General features: G+C 71.7%; 15 protein-coding genes. 3 read left to right on the top strand and 12 right to left on the bottom strand.

Annotation, left to right across the window (positions count from 1 at the left end; genetic code table 11):
- Nucleotides 1-162: 162 nt before the first annotated feature.
- Nucleotides 163-567: an effector-associated constant component EACC1 gene (locus ACK8N7_RS31610; RefSeq protein WP_500444664.1), complete on the bottom strand. Its 405-nt coding sequence runs from the start codon at nucleotides 565-567 to the stop codon at nucleotides 163-165.
- Between the two features lie 74 nt (nucleotides 568-641).
- Between ACK8N7_RS31610 and ACK8N7_RS31605 the strand changes: the two genes are divergently transcribed.
- Entirely contained in the window at nucleotides 642-3920 is a 3279-nt protein-coding gene (locus ACK8N7_RS31605; protein ID WP_500444663.1) for a caspase, EACC1-associated type, read from the top strand.
- Between the two features lie 44 nt (nucleotides 3921-3964).
- Here the strand turns inward: ACK8N7_RS31605 and ACK8N7_RS31600 are convergent, their stop codons facing one another.
- Nucleotides 3965-5341 carry a C39 family peptidase gene (locus ACK8N7_RS31600; RefSeq protein WP_500444662.1) on the bottom strand — a complete coding sequence of 459 codons (1377 nt, stop codon included), beginning with the start codon at nucleotides 5339-5341 and terminating at the stop codon, nucleotides 3965-3967.
- A gap of 186 nt (nucleotides 5342-5527) precedes the next feature.
- Here ACK8N7_RS31600 and ACK8N7_RS31595 point away from each other — a divergent pair, with 186 nt between their 5' ends.
- Complete coding sequence (locus ACK8N7_RS31595; RefSeq protein ID WP_500444661.1) at nucleotides 5528-6157, top strand: uridine kinase family protein; 630 nt, start codon at nucleotides 5528-5530, stop codon at nucleotides 6155-6157.
- A gap of 358 nt (nucleotides 6158-6515) precedes the next feature.
- Nucleotides 6516-8435, top strand: coding sequence for an AAA family ATPase (locus tag ACK8N7_RS31590; RefSeq protein WP_500445881.1), 1920 nt, complete (start codon nucleotides 6516-6518; stop codon nucleotides 8433-8435).
- Between the two features lie 103 nt (nucleotides 8436-8538).
- Here ACK8N7_RS31590 and ACK8N7_RS31585 read toward each other — a convergent pair whose 3' ends face one another.
- The 10 genes from ACK8N7_RS31585 to ribD form a co-directional block, all read right to left on the bottom strand.
- Nucleotides 8539-9642 (bottom strand): hemolysin family protein, encoded by a 1104-nt coding sequence (locus ACK8N7_RS31585; RefSeq protein ID WP_403217783.1) that lies wholly within the window; start codon nucleotides 9640-9642, stop codon nucleotides 8539-8541.
- Nucleotides 9639-11048: a hemolysin family protein gene (locus ACK8N7_RS31580; protein WP_500444660.1), complete on the bottom strand. Its 1410-nt coding sequence runs from the start codon at nucleotides 11046-11048 to the stop codon at nucleotides 9639-9641. The genes ACK8N7_RS31585 and ACK8N7_RS31580 overlap by 4 nt, the downstream gene beginning before the upstream one ends.
- A gap of 202 nt (nucleotides 11049-11250) precedes the next feature.
- Nucleotides 11251-11712 (bottom strand): PH domain-containing protein, encoded by a 462-nt coding sequence (locus ACK8N7_RS31575; protein WP_403217785.1) that lies wholly within the window; start codon nucleotides 11710-11712, stop codon nucleotides 11251-11253.
- Between the two features lie 52 nt (nucleotides 11713-11764).
- Nucleotides 11765-12613 carry an ATP phosphoribosyltransferase gene (gene hisG, locus ACK8N7_RS31570; protein WP_403217786.1) on the bottom strand — a complete coding sequence of 283 codons (849 nt, stop codon included), beginning with the start codon at nucleotides 12611-12613 and terminating at the stop codon, nucleotides 11765-11767.
- A gap of 59 nt (nucleotides 12614-12672) precedes the next feature.
- On the bottom strand, nucleotides 12673-12945 hold the full coding sequence (locus ACK8N7_RS31565; RefSeq protein ID WP_161268897.1) for a phosphoribosyl-ATP diphosphatase: 273 nt from the start codon (nucleotides 12943-12945) through the stop codon (nucleotides 12673-12675).
- A gap of 35 nt (nucleotides 12946-12980) precedes the next feature.
- Nucleotides 12981-13466 (bottom strand): 6,7-dimethyl-8-ribityllumazine synthase, encoded by a 486-nt coding sequence (gene ribH, locus ACK8N7_RS31560; RefSeq protein WP_018512495.1) that lies wholly within the window; start codon nucleotides 13464-13466, stop codon nucleotides 12981-12983.
- 41 nt (nucleotides 13467-13507) lie between these two features.
- Complete coding sequence (locus ACK8N7_RS31555; RefSeq protein ID WP_403217787.1) at nucleotides 13508-14812, bottom strand: bifunctional 3,4-dihydroxy-2-butanone-4-phosphate synthase/GTP cyclohydrolase II; 1305 nt, start codon at nucleotides 14810-14812, stop codon at nucleotides 13508-13510.
- A complete protein-coding gene (locus tag ACK8N7_RS31550) occupies nucleotides 14809-15453 on the bottom strand; it encodes a nicotinamide mononucleotide transporter family protein (protein ID WP_403217788.1) in 645 nt (214 codons plus the stop codon). The genes ACK8N7_RS31555 and ACK8N7_RS31550 overlap by 4 nt, the downstream gene beginning before the upstream one ends.
- The gene (locus ACK8N7_RS31545) at nucleotides 15450-16058 is read right to left on the bottom strand and encodes a riboflavin synthase (protein ID WP_015607325.1); all 609 of its coding nucleotides are present in this window, start codon (nucleotides 16056-16058) and stop codon (nucleotides 15450-15452) included. The genes ACK8N7_RS31550 and ACK8N7_RS31545 overlap by 4 nt, the downstream gene beginning before the upstream one ends.
- Nucleotides 16059-17159, bottom strand: coding sequence for a bifunctional diaminohydroxyphosphoribosylaminopyrimidine deaminase/5-amino-6-(5-phosphoribosylamino)uracil reductase RibD (gene ribD / locus ACK8N7_RS31540; protein ID WP_403217789.1), 1101 nt, complete (start codon nucleotides 17157-17159; stop codon nucleotides 16059-16061).
- Between the last annotated feature and the right edge of the window lie 123 nt (nucleotides 17160-17282).

Raw genomic sequence — 17282 nt, 5'->3', positions numbered from 1 at the left:
CGAGCGCGCTCCTCACCGACGCGACAGGGCGAGTGATTCTCCGTGCCGCCTCCTGGAACGGAGCCGTGCAGAGCCTGGCGGTCACGTCATCGGTTCGCCGCGGTGCCGGTGTTCGCGGTGACCGGGAAGTTCTCGGTCACCGCCCGGCGTTGAAAGGGGCTCTCACGCCTGAGCCGTTGGCTCTTCCTCTCCCGGCGGCGGCTCCTCCCGCGCGCTCAGGGCTGCCGCCAGAACGTCGTTGGAGACGGCGTCGCCCTCGACCCGGACCACCTTGCCCGTCCGGGTCTCGGTGATGGTCAACGTCACCGATCGCCTTCGGTCCCGCTGAAGCCATACCTTCACGATCTGGGCGAGCGCGGTGAGGCCGCCCGCACCGGTGATACCGAGGACCAGCTCGGACACCACGCCCTTGGTTCCGCCGGTCGGGGAGACCCGCTCCATCAACCGGGCCCCCGGCACACTCCGCAGATCGGCCGTCAGTTCGGCGCGCGCGTCGAGCACGGCCTCGTGGTCGCCGTCGAGCCCGGCCAGCCGGCCCTCGACGCCGACTTCCTTCACATGCGACATGGTTGCCCCTTCCCGCCTAAGCTGAACCCCGGCAGGTGTGGATGATGGGTGGCCGGGGGGGTGCACAGGATCGAATGTATCGGGCCCTGATTGTCTGCAACTCCCGATATCCCAAGGACCCCGGCGCACTTACGGAGCTGAACGGACCGAAGGCGGACGGGGTACTGCTCCGGGAGGCGCTCACGGATCCGGACACCGGGCTGTTCGACCGCAGCGAGGTCAGCTTGCTGCCCGAGGCCGATTCGCCGGAGATCCTCGAGGCGGCCGACGAGTTCTTCAGCGGTGCCGAGGCGGACGACGTCCTGCTCTTCTACTACAGCGGACACGGACGCAGCCTGAGCCAGGAGTTGTTCCTGTGTGCGGGCAACACCAGGACGAGCCGTCTGGACTCGTCCGCCGTGGCGTCGAGCACCCTCTCCCGCATGATCACGCGGAGCTTCGCCCAGGTGAAGATGGTGATCCTGGACTGTTGCCATGGCGGGGGCTTCAAGGGTGGCGAACTGATCGACGGGTTGTCCGGCAAGGGCCGGTTCGTCATCGCGGCGGCGTCCGCCGCGGACCAGGCCGGCGACGCGTCGGCCCGTGGTGAGCCGAGCCCGTTCACGAAGGCGCTCGTCGAAGGGCTGCTCACCGAGGCCCGGGACAGTGACGGGGACGGCGCGGTCGATCTCGACGACCTCTTCCGGCATGTGTCCGGCACCCGCTTCGACGGCCATGAGCCGCAACGCAAGTTCGACGGCGCCGGGGCGGTGCCCCTTGCCCGCCGCGCACCGGAGGCCGCTACCGACGAGGTGCCGCCTGCCGCGGAGCCGTCCGGCCCGGACCTCCACCACCAGCCGTACGCCTCCCCGTCGACCACGCGTCGGAGGACTCCTCCTCGGGACGGCGTCGATCCGCTCGAAGCTGCTGCTCCGCAGGCCGTCCTCGACCACACCCGGGTCCAGAACTTCCGCGCCGAGCTGCGGGAGGACGTCACCTCCGCCTATCCGTCACAGCTGACGACGAGTGAGTTCCTGGGGCGCTCCGGCCTGGTGAAGGACGGCGTGCCGACCCTCTCCGGGGCGCTGCTCTTCGGCGAGAATCCCACCGCGGTGCAGCCCACGGCGATGGTGCGCTGCGTCCGCTTCCGGGGTACGGACAAGACGGATCCGACGACCAGTACGGAGTTTCACGGGACTCTGCCCGAACTGATCGTTCAGGCACGTGACTTCGTCGCCTCGACTGCCCGGATCGGTGAACTGCCGACGACCGAGGCCGCCCGGACCGACGCGCTGTACCGCTTCCCGATGATCGCGGCGCGGGAGATCATCGCCAACGCCGTGGTGCACCGTGATTACGCCCGCACGGACGCGTGTGTCGCCGTGCACGTCTACGACGACCGGGTCGAGGTGATCAGTCCGGGGGCGTGGGGCACCCGCGACCATCCGGTGCCGGACGGCCAGCAGCGGCTCGGAGCACTCGAACGCCAGTCCCAGCCGCGCAACTTCCGCCTGGCCCGGGTTCTGTCCTGGGCGAAGCTCGTGGAGTCGGTAGGCGCGGGGCTGCCGCGATCGGTGGCGGACTGCCGGACGGTGGGGGCCCCCGAGCCGGTCGTCAGGCTCCGGGACGGGATGGTCACGGTGACGCTCTTCGCTCTGGGCGACCGGACGGTGGAGCCACCTCGGGCATCCGGCGCGACCGTCACGCCGGCATCACGGACGGAGCGGTCCGGTGGCATCGATCCGGCCCGGATCGCGGAGGTGCTGAGCAGGAACGGCACCCACGGCAGGGGGTACAGCGCCTACGGCACGGGGTACAGGGTGTCGTACGACACCGTGCTGACCGCAGGTCACCTTGTCGCCGAGAAGGAGAAGTGCACCCTCCGCTTCTCGTTCGGACCGGTGCGGTGGGAAACCACTGCCGAAGTGACGATGCTCGACGAGGCCGCAGATGTGGCCCTGCTGCGATTCTCGCCGCCTTCGGAGGCGGAGGTCGTCCCGCCGGTGCGCTTCGGCCGGGTGACGCGCGAAGCCGCCGTCCTGGACGTGGAGACCGTCGGCTTTCCCCGGTTCAAGCACCATCCGGAGCGGCAGAGGGTCCGCTCGGATCTGGCTCACCTGCAAGGAACGACATCGAGTCTGACGAACATCAGCAGTGGCACGCTCAGCATCCGATTCGACGCGACGCCGCATCCTGAGTCGGCCGGCGCGAATCCGTGGGTAGGCATGTCCGGTGGCCCCGTCTGGTCGGACGGGCTGCTCATCGGGGTCATCAACAGGGTCCTGCCGGCCGAGGGTCCGGGAACGCTGGGCGCTGTCCGCATCGACAGTTTCCTCACCGGTCCCGTCCTCGGACTGCTGGGTATCCCCGAACCGCTCGACCTGCCCCAGGTCCCGGCCCCTGAGTTCCATCCCGGCTCACCTCAGATGACCTATGTGCACGACATCGCCCCCCAGCGCCTCACCGGCAGGGAGGAGGAGCTGGCCGCACTCGCGGAGTTCTGCCGTGGTGATGTGCCGTATGCGATGTGGCGGGGTGGGCCCTGGTCCGGCAAGACCGCGCTGACGGCGTGGTTCGCGCTCCACCCTCCTCACGATGTGGATGTGGTCTCCTTCTTCGTCAACGGCGGATTGGCGGGCCGGGGTGACGCCGCCGCGTTCACGGACGCCGTCGTGGACGAGCTCAGTTGGTACCTGGGCCAGGATCGTGCCGCTTCCTCGACAGCGTCGGGAGCGGTGGATACGCTCCGTCGCCGATTGCTGGACACCGCGGCCCGCACAGCACACCTGGAAGGCCGGAGGCTGCTGCTCGTCGTGGACGGTATCGACGAGGACCGGGGACCGTCGTCCGGCCTGCCGAGCATTGCCTCCCTGCTGCCGGGCAACCCTCCGCCCGGCCTGCGCGTTCTGGTGACCAGCCGGGAGGTGCCGCTGCCGGACGACGTGCCTGCGGGGCATCCGTTGCGCCACGGTGCCGACGTACTCCTCGCTCCCGCCTCCGCCGCTCCGGCATGGCCCCGCGAGGTCAGACGTGAGCTGCTGAACATGCTCACCCTTTCCGAAGCCCATCGCGACATCCTGGGCCTGATCGCCGCCGCCGGCGACAGACCGCCGCCCGCACTGCCTGAACTGGCGGAAATGGCCGACCTGGCACCGTACGAGCTGGCGCAGCTGTTGAAGGGGCCGCTCGGGCGCTTGTTCGTCTTCTCCGACGCTGAGGCACGTACGGCCGGCGTGGTGCGGTTCGCCTATCCCCAGTTGGGCGAGGAGGTACGGCAGATGCTCGGTCTGCGACTGATGCACGAGTACACGCAACGGCTCGGTGTCCACCGCCAGGCTCGGGACCTGCGAGTCGACGATCCGTGGGCCGGTTGAGCCCTGCCGTCAGGCCGTCGCGACGGCCGTGGGGCCGCACTCGCTCACAGCAGACCGAGCGAGCGCAGGACGCGGCGCTGTCCGGGCGTCGGACCCGACGGCCAGAACACGTAACAGACCCCGCCCGTACCGCTCCTGACCCGGCCGCTCGCGTCGTAGCGCTTGGTGCGCAGCCAGATGTTCTCCCAGGCCCGCCGCCCGTAGACGCGGCGCACCGCCTCGTTGTCCGGGGACGCGGGGTCGTTGGCGATCACATCGCCCTCGGGGGTGAAGCCGACCACCGTCATCAGATGGCCCGCCGTCCCGTAGCCCGCTCCGGGCAGCTCCTCCTGAAGGAAGGACTGCGAGGTGATGACGGGGATTCCGGCATGGACCAGCCGCTCCAGGTCGGTGAGCGAGCCGAGGCGGGTGACGACCGCGTTCATGTCCCGGTAGGCGGCGGCGTAGGCGGCGTTGAAGGGCCAGTTGCCGCAGCCGCCGTACTGGTGGTCGTACGTGTACCGGGCGGCGTGGCAGACCTGGGGGTCGGGCAGGCCCGGCCTGACCCAGGCGAGGTCCTCGGCGCTGGGCCGGCGGCCCCAGTACTCGACGATCATCTGCGAGGAGGTGGGGCTGCACCACGCCTCGCCGCCGTTGTCGTACTCCGGGTACTGGCCGATGTGGACGTTCTGCGAGTAGCGCGGGACCCGCAGTTCCCGGGCGTGGACCGGGGTGCTCACCGGGACCGTGAAGCGGTCGGGGACGTCGGATGCCATCGCGCCGGCGCGCCAGACGGTCGGGGTGAGGCGGCTGCCCGGGGTGCGGTACAGCGTCAGCCGCAGCCGCCAGGAGGCGAACCGTACGCCGCTCGCCGCGTCGTCCACGGAGAGGGTGTCGGTCCAGACGGAGCTGTGCGGGTCGCCCTGGTCGTCCACCGAGGTGCGGCGGATGTCTCCGTCGCCCGAGGCCCAGCGGCCCATCACGAACCAGGGGGTGGCGGTGGAGTCCGCGTAGGTGGCGCTCAGCTCGACCGCGATCCAGGTGCCCGCGGGCGTACGGGCGTTCCAGGAGGTGATCAGCTCGGTGGCGGGGACCGCGGAGCGGTGGACGGGCGAGGTCCAGGTGGCGTACTCCCAGGCGGCCGTCTCCCCGGTGTGCGGGTCGGTGTAGTCGGTGCGGCCGGCCGGGGTGGCGATCTGCAGACCGGGGCGGACACCCGCGAGGACCCGGGTGCCGTCGCCGGAGCCCCAGCGCCAGTCGGTGTACGTGTGCCAGAAACGGTTGTCCACGAGGCGTGCTGCCGCCTGGGGTGCGGAGGGCCGGACGGAAGACGTCGATGCGGGCGCGGCCGCCGCGGGTCCGGCGGATGACGCGGCGCCCGCGCCTGCCGCCGCCGCGATGGCGGCGTTCAGGACGGTCCTGCGTGAGGTCGGACTGGTCATGGGCGAGACCCCCGGTCATGGGTGGGGAGTAGGGCTGCGGATGCCGATCGGTGTGCCAACTATCCCGCCTCCCGACTCGGTCGGGCCAGTGATTCGACCTGCGCCGCGCCACCAATATGGGTCTGGACCACTGGCATGACCTGCGGCGGGCCGGGACCGCCGGCGCCGGGCCCGTACCCTGGGGCCATGAACGACCTGGCCCGCCACGCCGACGCCCTGCGCTCGCTCCCGACGTCCTGCGGACCGGTCCGGCTCGTCGCGGTGGACGGGCACGCGGGGTCCGGCAAGAGCACCTTCGCCGCCCGGGTCGCGGCGGCCCTCGGGAGTGCGCCGGTGCTCCATCTGGACGATCTCGCCACCCACGAGGAGCTGTTCGGCTGGGTGGGGCGGCTGCGGGAGCAGGTGCTCCTGCCCCTCTCGCGCGGCGAGGAGGCCCGGTACGCCCCGTACGACTGGACCGAGCGGCGCTTCGGCCCGGCGCGGACCCTGGAGCCGGCCCCGGTGGTGCTGGTCGAGGGCGTCGGTGCGGGCCGCGCGGAGGTGCGGCCGTGGCTGGCGGCGCTCTGCTGGATGGAGCTGGGGCGGTCGGTCTCCTGGGGGCGCGGCAGGGCGCGGGACGGCGCGGGGCTCACGGAGTTCTGGGACGGGTGGACCGCCGCCGAGGAGGCGCACTTCGCCGAGGACCCTTCGCGCCCCTACGCCGATGTCCTGGTACGCCAGTTGACGGAGGGGTACGCGTGGCAGGAGGGGCCCGGGGCGACAGCGGGAGCGAACCGTTTCGTCACCGACGGTAGGCGCGCCGCTCCCCCGTACTGAGCAGTCGGAAATCGACCGGGAAGTGCCTCAACTCGGCTTGACCGGGGGGCCGTACTGGTCTTACGTTCTCATTGTGCGGCTTTTCGGAGCCCCCGCAGACGCGAAGCCCCCGGTTGTTCCCCCGTGATCGGGGGCTTCGTCCTGTGCGCGCACCGCCGCCTGGCGACCACGCAGAGCGACCCGTTCACCCTCGGTCACCGCCCGCATGATCCGCCTCCGCCCGTCCACTCCCACCTGCGCAGGTACGATGCACCTCGGTGCGGTCAATTCCCTTCCTCCGCGCAGTGATTCGGCACGCTCCGGTGGGCATGCTGTGCGGGCGGGACATCCTGGGGGAACGGTTGGCGTGGGGGACCTGATGGACATCGGCACACAGGGCGCACAGGCCCCCGCCGACCTCGCCTGGCTGCGTGGCATGGACGCCTACACGATGGGCGCCTACCCGCAGGCGGAGGAGGAGTTCAGAGCTGCGGTACGGATCGATCCCGGCATGGCGGACGGCTGGCTCGGCCTCCATGCGCTGCGCATCGACACCGCCACGGCTCTGTTACGCATGTACCGGCACCGCGACCGCTTCGGCGAACAGCGGACCCGGCACCGGCGGCCGCTCAACTCCTGGTACTGGCTGGGCTGGTGGGTGCAGCCGCTGCTGGAGAGTCCGCGCGATCTGCTGCTCGCCCACGCCTCGCACTGGCTGGACGGACGCCATGTGCCGGAGCTGGACCGAGCGTTGGCGGGGCTGCCGCCGGTGGACGCGGACCCGCAGGTGCGGTTCCTGCACGCCTGCCGCTCGTATTTGGTCAAGGACTGGGAGCAGCTCGTGCGGTACACCGAGCAGCTCGTCGACGATCCGATGCTGGGCATAGAGGCGGGGCTCTTCGGCGGTATGGCCCGGGTCCGGCTGGAGATGTACGGGCAGGCGGAACCCCTGCTCTCGGCAGCCCTGATGCGCTGTCGCAGCGAGCAGCCGCAGCGCAAGGAGCTCCGCTACTGGCTGGCGCGGGCCCACGAGGGCACCGGGCGCAGTGCGGCCGCCCTGCCGCTGTACCGGGCGGTGCACCGGGTCGACCCGGCGTTCATGGACACCTCGGCCCGCCTCGCGGCGATCTCCGAGGGCGACGGGTACGACGAGTCCGCCGATCTGGCCGCCGTGATGCTGACCGGCTTCGGCTCGGGAGGTGCGGCGGGTTCGGGGGCGGAGGCGCTGGTGGACGGCGACGCGGCGCTGGGCACGGAGCTGGCGGACGGCCGTGAGTCGTGGGCGGTGGGCGACGCCGGACTGCTCGGCGACAGCGAGGACCCGCCGCCACCGCCGGCCGTCCCCGTCGAGGGTGCACGTCGCACGAGGACCCGGAAGCCGCCCCCCTTCCCGGCCGGACCGAGCGATCCGGTCCTGCTGGCCGAGGCGCTGGCCCAGCTGGAGCGCATGGTCGGCCTGGAGCCCGTCAAGCGGCAGGTGAGGGCGCTCTCCGCGCAGTTGAACATGGCCCGGCTGCGCGCCGAGCAGGGGCTCCCGGTCCAGCCGCCCAAGCGGCACTTCGTCTTCTCGGGGCCCTCGGGCACCGGCAAGACGACGGTGGCCCGCATCCTGGGCCGGGTGTTCTACGCCCTGGGGCTGCTCGGCGGCGACCATCTGATCGAGGCCCAACGCTCGGACCTGGTGGGCGAGTTCCTGGGACAGACGGCGGTGAAGGCCAATGACCTGATCGACTCGGCGCTCGGCGGGGTGCTCTTCGTCGACGAGGCGTACAGCCTGGCCAACTCCGGTTACAGCAAGGGTGATGCGTACGGGGACGAGGCCCTCCAGGTCCTCCTGAAGCGGGCCGAGGACAACCGGGATCATCTCGTCGTCATCCTCGCGGGCTACCCGGAGGGCATGGACCGCCTCCTCTCCACCAACCCGGGGCTCTCCTCCCGTTTCACCAGCCGGGTCGACTTCCCCAGCTACCGCCCGCTCGAACTCACCGCGATCGGCTCGGTGCTGGCCGCCGAGAACGACGACGTGTGGGACGAGGAGGCGGTGGACGAGCTGCGCTCCATCAGCGGCCATGTGGTGGACCAGGGCTGGATCGACGAGCTGGGCAACGGCCGCTTCCTGCGCACGCTGTACGAGAAGAGCTGCGCCTACCGCGATCTGCGGCTCTCGGGGTACGCGGGGACGCTGACCCGGGACGACCTGTCCACGCTGCGGCTGCCGGACCTGATGCAGGCGTACGGCGAGGTGCTGTCCGGGCGCGGGCCGGTGGGCCGGGGGAAGCAGGAGCCGGGCGGGGCCTGAGGACGCGGGGCATTTACGGGGCCGAGCCGGGGCCTGAGGACGCAAGGTCTGTACGGGGTCGGGCGGGGCGGAGACTTCTCCGGACCGCCCGGCCCCGTACGCCTCAGGACACCAGGGTCTTGCCCGCCCTGGCGTCCGGCGCCGGTACGTCCACCGTGCGCAGGGGCACCGACACCACCCGGTGGGCCGGGTCGCGGACCTCGCCCACCAGCGTCTCCAGGACGTCCTCCATCGCCACCAGGCCGAGGATGCGGCCCGATCCGTCCGCGACCTGGGCCAGGTGCGTCGCCGCCCGGCGCATCACCGTCAGGGCGTCGTCGAGCGGGAGTTCGGCCCGTACGGCGGCCATCGGGCGCCAGAGCTGCTGCGGGACCGGCCGGTCGGCGTCCTCCAGGTCCAGGACGTCCTTGACGTGCAGGTAGCCCATGAAGGGGCCGCCGCCCTCCGCGCAGACGGGAAAGCGGGAGAAGCCGGTCCGTACCGTCAGCTCCTCGATCCGGCGCGGGGTCACCGACGGGTCCACCGTCACCAGGGAGGCCCGCTCCAGCAGGACGTCGGTGACGGGCCGGCTGCCCAGGACCAGGGCGTCCTCCAGGCGCTCCTGGGCCTCGGGGCCGAGCAGCCCGGCCTGGCCGGAGTCCTCGACCAGCCGGTTGAGCTGCTCGCTGGTGAAGACGGCCTCCACCTCGTCCTTCGGTTCGACGCCGAAGAGACGCAGCACCAGAGTCGCGCAGGCACCCAGCGCGGTGGTGACCGGACGGCAGAGCCGGGCGAAGCCGACCAGGCCGGGGCTGAGCCAGAGCGCGGTGCGCTCCGGGGCGGCCATCGCGAGGTTCTTCGGGACCATCTCGCCGATGACCAGGTGGGCGGCGACCACGAGGGCGAGCGCCAGCGCGAAGCCTAGCGGGTGGATGAGCCCTTCGGGTACGTGCGCCGCGTGGAAGACCGGCTCCAGGAGGCGGGCCACGGTCGGCTCGGCGACGGCTCCGAGGGTGAGCGAGCAGATGGTGATGCCGAACTGGGCGGCGGCCATCATCCGCGGCAGGTTCTCCAGCCCGTACAGAACCGTGCGGGCCCGGCTCGACCCCTGGGCGGCCAGCGGTTCGACCTGGCTGCGGCGGACGGAGACCAGGGCGAACTCGGCGCCGACGAAGAAGCCGTTCGCCAGCACGAGGAGGGCGGCGAAGAGGAGTTGGAGCATGCTCATCGCACGGCCTCCAGCAGGGCGTGCGCGGATGCGTCCGGTGTGCCCTGCCCGGACGCCTTCGGCAGCCCGCGTCGTGCGGCCGGGTCCGGCAGCGGGTCGGCGGTGCGGGTGAAGCGGACCCGTTCGGCACGGTAGTGGCCGACCCGGCGGACGGAGATCCGCCAGCCGGGGAGTTCGGCCAGGTCGCCGGGGGCGGGGATGCGGCCCAGCAGGTCGGCGACGAGCCCGGCGACGGTCTCGTAAGGCCCTTCCGGCGGCTCCAGGCCTGTCCGGCGCAGGGTGGGGATCCGGCAGCTGCCCTCGGCGTCCCAGGCCGGGCGGCCGTCCTCACCGGTGGCGGGGCTGAGTTCGGGGCGGTCGGAACCCTCCGCGTCGTGTTCGTCGCGGACCTCGCCGACGAGCTCCTCGATGATGTCCTCCAGCGTGACGACCCCGGCGGTGCCGCCGTACTCGTCGACGACGACGGCTATCGGCTGCTCGTGGCGCAGCCGCCGGAGCAGCAGCTCCACGGGCAGGGTCTCGGGCACCAGGAGCGGGGCGACGGCGATCGTGCCGGCCGGGGTGCGCAGGCGCTCGTGGGCGGGGACGGCGAGGGCGTCCTTGAGGTGGACCATGCCGATGACCTCGTCGATGCGGTCCCGGTAGACCGGGAAGCGGGAGAGGCCGGTGGCGCGGGTGAGGTTGAGGACGTCCTCGGCGGTCGCGGAGGAGTGCAGGGCGCTGACCTTCACCCGGGGGGTCATGACGTGCTGGGCGGTGAGTCCGGCCAGCGAGAGGGTCCGTACGAAGAGGTCGGCGGTGTCCTGTTCCAGGGTTCCGGCCTCGGCGGAGTGGCGGGCCAGGGAGACCAGCTCGCCCGGGGTGCGGGCGGAGGCCAGCTCGTCGATGGGCTCGACGCCGAAGAGCCGGACCAGTCGGTTGGCCAGCGTGTTCAGCGCGATGATGACGGGCCGCAGCAGGGTGGCGAAGCGGGCCTGCGGTCCGGCGACGAAGCGGGCGACCTGGAGCGGCCGGGAGACCGCCCAGTTCTTGGGGACGAGTTCGCCGACGACCATCTGGACGGCGGAGGCGAGGAGCATCCCGATGACGATGCCGACGCCGGGGACCGCGCCCGCGGGCAGTCCGGTGGCGGTGAGGGGACCGGCGAGCAGCTGGGCGAGGGCCGGTTCGGCGAGCATGCCGACGACCAGCGAGGTGATGGTGATGCCGAGCTGGGTGCCGGAGAGCTGGAAGGAGAGTTCGCGCAGGGCTTCGACGACGGTACGGGCCCGCCGGTCGCCCTCGGCGGCCGCGCGTTCGGCGTCGGGCCGGTCCACGGTGACGAGCCCGAATTCGGCTGCCACGAAGAATCCGTTGGCGAGGATGAGGAGGAAGGCCGCCGCGAGGAGCAGCAGGGGGGTGGTCATGAGGCCGCCGCCTCCGGGGAAGGGGCGGCGCAGGTACTACCGGACGATCCGTCCATTGCTGGAGGGAGTCACTCCTTGGGTCGCAGGAAGGCCCCGCGGGCCCCGGGTGGGGGGCCGTGGAACGGGCGGGGCGGGGCGCACGGGGCGCCGCCGTCCACCAGAGTAGACAACGCGGCCGCGTGCGGCGCGGGTGCTCCGCCGGTCAGGGGGTGTCGTCGCCGGCGGCGGACCGGGACTCGGCGAGGGCGCGCAGGGAGCGGGCGTCGCGGATGGCCTGCTGCTTGGCCATGCCGGGCTGGATGCCGAGGGCGGGCATGCTGGTGCCGTCGCTGAGGTCGAGGAAGACCCAGGGGTCGCCGGACCGCAGGTTGACGCGGAGGATCTCCTCCCAGGCCAGCCTGCGGGTCCGGGTGATGTTGACGACGGTGACCCCGGTGTCGTCGGCGGTGACCCTGGGCCTGCTGAGCAGAGTCAGGACGCCGAGGAAGAGCGCGGCGACGAAGATGAAGGTGACCCGCTCCCCCGGGTTGAGCCGCTCCAGCATCAGGGCGATGACCGTGATGACGAGGAACATCGCCAGGCCCACGCTCAGCAGGACCACCCGGGTGAGGGTGGGCCGGAAGGTGACCGGGAGGGTGGGGAGTTCGGGCCGGGGCGCGGACATCGGGGTCTTCTCTCGGGGTGTGCGGTGGCCGGGGGTGCGGTGGCCGGGGCGCTCAGAGGCGGCAGGCGTGGATGGCCGTGGTGAGGATGGCGCGGGCGCCGAGCTCGTACAGGTCGTCCATGATCCGCTGGGCCTCCTTGGCTGCGACCATGGAGCGGACGGCGACCCAGCCCTCGTGGTGCAGCGGGGAGATGGTCGGCGACTCCAGGCCGGGGGTGAGGGCGACGGCGCGCTCCAGGTGCTCGACGCGGCAGTCGTAGTCCATCATCACGTAGGACCGGGCGACCAGGACGCCCTGGAGGCGGCGCAGGAACTGCTGGACCTTCGGGTCGTCGGTGGGGGCGCCGTTGCGGCGGATGACGACGGCCTCGGAGGTCATGATCGGGTCGCCGATCACTTCGAGTCCGGCGTTGCGCATGCTGGTGCCGGTCTCGACGACGTCGGCGATGATCTGGGCGACGCCGAGCTCGATGGCGGTCTCGACCGCGCCGTCGAGGTGGACGATCGACGCCTTGACGCCGACCTCGGTGAGGTGGGCGGCGACGATGCCCTCGTAGGAGGTGGCGATCGTCATGCCGTCGAAGTCCTGCGGGCCCGCGGCGGTGCCGGGCTTGGTGGCGTAGCGGAACGTGGAGCGGGCGAAGCCGAGCTGGAGGATCTCCTCGGCGTCGGCGCCCGAGTCCAGGAGCAGGTCGCGGCCGGTGATGCCGATGTCGAGCTTGCCGGAACTGACGTAGATCGCGATGTCCCGGGGGCGGAGGTAGAAGAACTCCACCTCGTTCCCCGGGTCGACCAGGACGAGCTCCTTGGACTCCTTGCGCTGCTGGTAGCCCGCCTCATGGAGCATCGCCATCGCAGAGCCGGAGAGTGCACCCTTGTTGGGGACGGCGATGCGCAGCATGAGGTCAGGTTCCTTTGTGCGGAGGGAGAACGGGGGGACGTACGGTGCTCGGGCCGGGCTCAGAGATGGGCGTAGACGTCGTCGAGGGAGATACCGCGGGCGACCATCATCACCTGGACGTGGTAGAGCAGCTGCGAGATCTCCTCGGCAGCGGCCTCCTTGCCCTCGTACTCGGCGGCCATCCAGACCTCGGCGGCCTCCTCGACGACCTTCTTGCCGATGGCATGCACGCCCTTGTCCACCAGTTCGGCGGTGCGCGAGGTGGAGGGGTCGCCTTCGGCGGCCTTGAGCTGGAGCTCGGCGAAGAGCTCTTCGAAGGTTTTGTGTCCCATGATGGTCCTCAGAATACGGGGTCGCCGGGGCGTACTCAGCGCCAGGGTTCGCTGACGGTCCGCAGCGTGGCCGCGGTGGCCACGGCGGCGGTGACCGCTTCGTGCCCCTTGTCCTCGTTGGACCCTTCGATGCCCGCCCGGTCGAGCGCCTGCTCCTCGGTGTCGCACGTCAGTACGCCGAAGCCGACCGGGACGCCGGTGTCGACGGTGACCTGGGTGAGGCCGAGGGTGACGCCCTGGGAGACGTACTCGAAGTGGGGGGTGCCACCCCGGATGATCACGCCGAGGGCGACGATCGCGTCGTAACCACGGCCGGCGAGCACCTTGGCGACGACGGGCAGCTCGAAGGAGCCGGGGACCCGGAGGAGGGTCGGCTCGTCGATGCCCAGCTCGTGCAGGGCGCGCAGGGCACCGTCGACGAGGCCGTCCATGACCTTCTCGTGCCACTGGGCCGCGATGACGGCCACCCGCAGGTCGGCGCAGTTGCGTACGGACAGTTCGGGTGCACCCTTGCCGCTCATGGTTCTCCTGAAGCTCGTTGCGTGGTGGTGGTAGTCGGTCGTTACTGGTTGGCGCAGGGCGACGCGGGGGCGCCGTCGAGCCAGGGCAGGTCGTGGCCCATGCGGTCGCGCTTGGTGCGCAGGTACCGCAGATTGTGCTCGCCGGCCTGTACGGGCATCGGCTCCCGGCCGGTGACGGCGAGCCCGTGGTGCAGGACCGCCGCGGTCTTGTCGGGGTTGTTGGTCATCAGCCGCAGGCTGCGTACGCCGAGGTCCTTGAGGATCTGGGCGCCCGCCGCGTAGTCGCGGGCGTCGGCGGGCAGGCCGAGCTCCAGGTTGGCGTCGAGGGTGTCCACGCCGCGCTCCTGGAGTTCGTACGCGCGCAGCTTGGAGAGCAGGCCGATGCCGCGCCCCTCGTGGCCTCGGAGGTAGACGACGACGCCCCGGCCCTCTTCGGTGATGCGCTGCATGGAGGCGTGCAGCTGGGGGCCGCAGTCGCAGCGCTGGGACTGGAAGATGTCGCCGGTCAGGCACTCGGAGTGGATGCGCACCAGGATGTCCTCGCCGCCGCCCTCCGTGACATCGCCGTGGACGAGGGCGACGTGCTCGACGCCGTCGACGGTGGAGCGGTAGCCGTACGCGGTGAAGTCGCCGAACGCGGTGGGCAGCCGGGTGGCCGCCTCGCGGCGGACGGTCGGCTCGGCGCTGCGGCGGTAGGCGATCAGGTCCTCGATGGAGATGATCGTCAGGCCGTGCTTGCGGGCGAAGGGGACCAGCTCGGGCAGCCGGAGCATGGTGCCGTCCTCCCCCGCGATCTCCACGATGGCCCCGGCGGGGCGGAGTCCGGCGAGCCGGGCGAGGTCGACGGCGGCCTCGGTGTGGCCGTTGCGGACGAGGACGCCGCCGGAGCGGGCGCGCAGCGGGAAGATGTGGCCGGGGCGGACGAAGTCGCCGGGTCCCGCGGTGCCGCCCGCGAGCATCCGCAGGGTGGTGGCGCGGTCGGCGGCGGAGATGCCGGTGGTGACGCCGTGGGCGGCGGAGGCGTCGACGGAGACCGTGAAGGCGGTCTGCATCGACTCGGTGTTGTCCTCGACCATCTGCGGGAGTTCGAGGCGTTCCAGCTCGTCGCTCTCCATGGGTGCGCAGATCAGGCCGCGGCACTCGCTCATCATGAAGGCGACGATCTCGGGGGTCGCCATCTCGGCGGCGATGACGAGGTCGCCCTCGTTCTCGCGGTCCTCGTCGTCCACCACGACGACGGGCCGGCCGGCGGCGATGTCACGGATGGCCTGCTCGACGGGGTCCAGGGAGAGGTTCTCGGCGAGCGGGTCGTGGCCGGGGTGCAGCCAGGTGTGCTGAGCAGTCATGCCGTGGCTCCTTCCAGAGCGGGTGTCCGCGTACGCAGCCACCAGTCGCGCATGCCCCACAGGACGAGGGCGCCGTAGATGATGTAGACGAAGCCGGAGAAGGCGAAGCCGTTGGCGAAGTTCAGGGGGACGCCGACGAGGTCGACCAGGAGCCAGGCGAACCAGAACTCGACCATGCCGCGGGCCTGGGCGTACATCGCGACGACGGTGCCGACGAAGATGTACGCGTCCGGCCACGGGTCCCAGGAGAGCGACGGGAACGCGGTGAACAGTCCGCCGACGGCGAGGGTGCCGAGCGCCGCCGCGCCGATCAGCACACCGCGCTCGCGCCAGGTGGCGAAGCGGACGGCGATGGAGCCGTCCTGGGCCTGCTGCCTGCCTCGGTTCCAGGACCACCAGCCCCACAGGGCCACGACGATGACGACCAGCTGCTTGCCCGCGCTGCCGGAGAGGTGCGCGGAGGCGAAGGCGACCAGGAGGATAGCGCCGGAGAGCAGCTGGGCGGGCCAGGTCCAGATGGAGCGCCGCCAGCCGAGGGCAAGGGCGATCAGGCCGATGATGTTGCCGATCATGTCCGACCATCTGATGTGCTGGCCGAACACGGTGAAGGCCTCGGAGTTGAGCCAGGAGGCGGCGTTCATCGCGGGTCCTGCCCGGACCGGTCCCCGAGCAGCCGCTCGACGTACTTGGCGATGACGTCCACCTCCAGGTTGACCGGGTCGCCGGGCTGCTTGTGGCCGAGCGTGGTCAACGCGAGGGTGGTGGGGATGAGGCTGATGGTGAAGTAGTCCGGTCCGGCGTCCACGACGGTGAGGCTCACACCGTCGACGGTGATGGAGCCCTTCTCCACGACGTACCGGGTCAGCTCGGGCGGCAGGGAGACCTTGACGATCTCCCAGTTCTCCGAGGGGGTGCGCTCCACGATGGTGCCGGTGCCGTCCACGTGCCCCTGCACGATGTGCCCGCCGAGCCGGCCGCCGAGCGCCATCGGGCGCTCCAGGTTGACCCGGGAGCCGGTGGTGAGGGCGCCGAGACTGGAGCGCAGCAGCGTCTCGGCCATCACGTCGGCGGTGAACTCGCCCTCGCCGGTGTCCACGACGGTGAGGCAGACGCCGTTCACCGCGATGGAGTCGCCGTGCTTGGCGCCGTCGGTGACGACGGGGCCGCGCAGCCGGAAGCGGGAGGCGTCGGCGAGTTCCTCGACGGCGGTGACTTCACCCAGTTCTTCGACAATTCCGGTGAACACTCAGTTTCCCTTCCGAGCAGGGGCGGGGACGGCGGTGATGCGCAGATCGGGGCCGAGTCGGACGGTCTCGGTCACATCGAGGCGCAACGCCCGCGAGATCGTGGTGATTCCGGCGTCGCCGAGGGCCGCGGGGCCCGCGCCGAGCAGTACCGGGGCGAGATAGCCGACGACCTTGTCGACCTTTCCCGCGGCGACGAAGGCACCGGCGAGGGTGGGCCCGCCTTCGAGGAGTACGGAGCGGACGCCGCGGGTGTGCAGGGCGGCGAGGAGGGCGGCGAGGTCCAGGCCGGAGCCCGTGGCTGCGCGGGGCAGCCGAAGTACGGCGCCCTCGGGGAGGTGGTCCGCGGGGGCGCCGTCGGCGACCGCGACCAGGGTGGGCGCGGTGTCGTCCAGGACGCGGGCGCCGGGCTGGACGGCGGTGGCGTCGGTGTCGACCACGACCCGCAGCGGCTGGGTGGCCCCGTCGATGCCGCGTACGCCCAGCTGGGGGTCGTCGGCGCGGGCGGTGCCGGAGCCCACGATCACCGCGTCGGCCTCGGCGCGGAGCCGGTGGACGTCGGCGCGGGCCTCGGGCGAGGTGATCCAGCGGCTGGTGGCGTCGGCCGCGGCGATGCGGCCGTCGAGGGTGGCGGCGTACTTCCACAGGACGTACGGGCGGCCCAGGCGCACCGAGGTCAGCCAGGCGGCGTTGCCCGCCTCGGCCTCTTCGGCGAGGGGGCCCTGCTCGATCTGGACCCCGGCCGCGCGCAGGGTGTCGGCACCCCCGGTGGCCTGCGGGTTCGGGTCGCCGACCGCGTACACGACACGGCTGATCCCGGCATCCAGGAGGGCCTGGGCGCAGGGGCCGGTGCGGCCGGTGTGGTTACAGGGTTCGAGGGTGACGTAGGCGGTGCCGCCCCGGGCCCGCTCGCCGGCCGCGCGCAGGGCGTGGACCTCGGCGTGCGGCCCTCCGGCGCGCTGGTGGAAGCCTTCGCCGGCCAGGGCTCCGGCGGCGTCGGTGATGACGCATCCGACGACCGGGTTGGGGCTGGTGGAGCCGAGACCGCGAGCGGCGAGCGTGATGGCTCGGCTCATGGCGGTGATGTCGGCTGCGGTGGCCACCGGGTCCTCCTGCCTCTTCGGGCACGGACTCCGGGGCCTGTCGATGACGACAGATGAAGCGGCTCACCAGGGGAAACGCCGAAAACCGAAGAAGGGACGCAGAGGTCCGGAGAGTCCCGGCCA

This window comes from Streptomyces griseobrunneus (genome assembly GCF_046713465.1).
Lineage (GTDB): Bacteria > Actinomycetota > Actinomycetes > Streptomycetales > Streptomycetaceae > Streptomyces > Streptomyces microflavus.
This window is presented reverse-complemented; position numbering and strand designations above follow the sequence as displayed.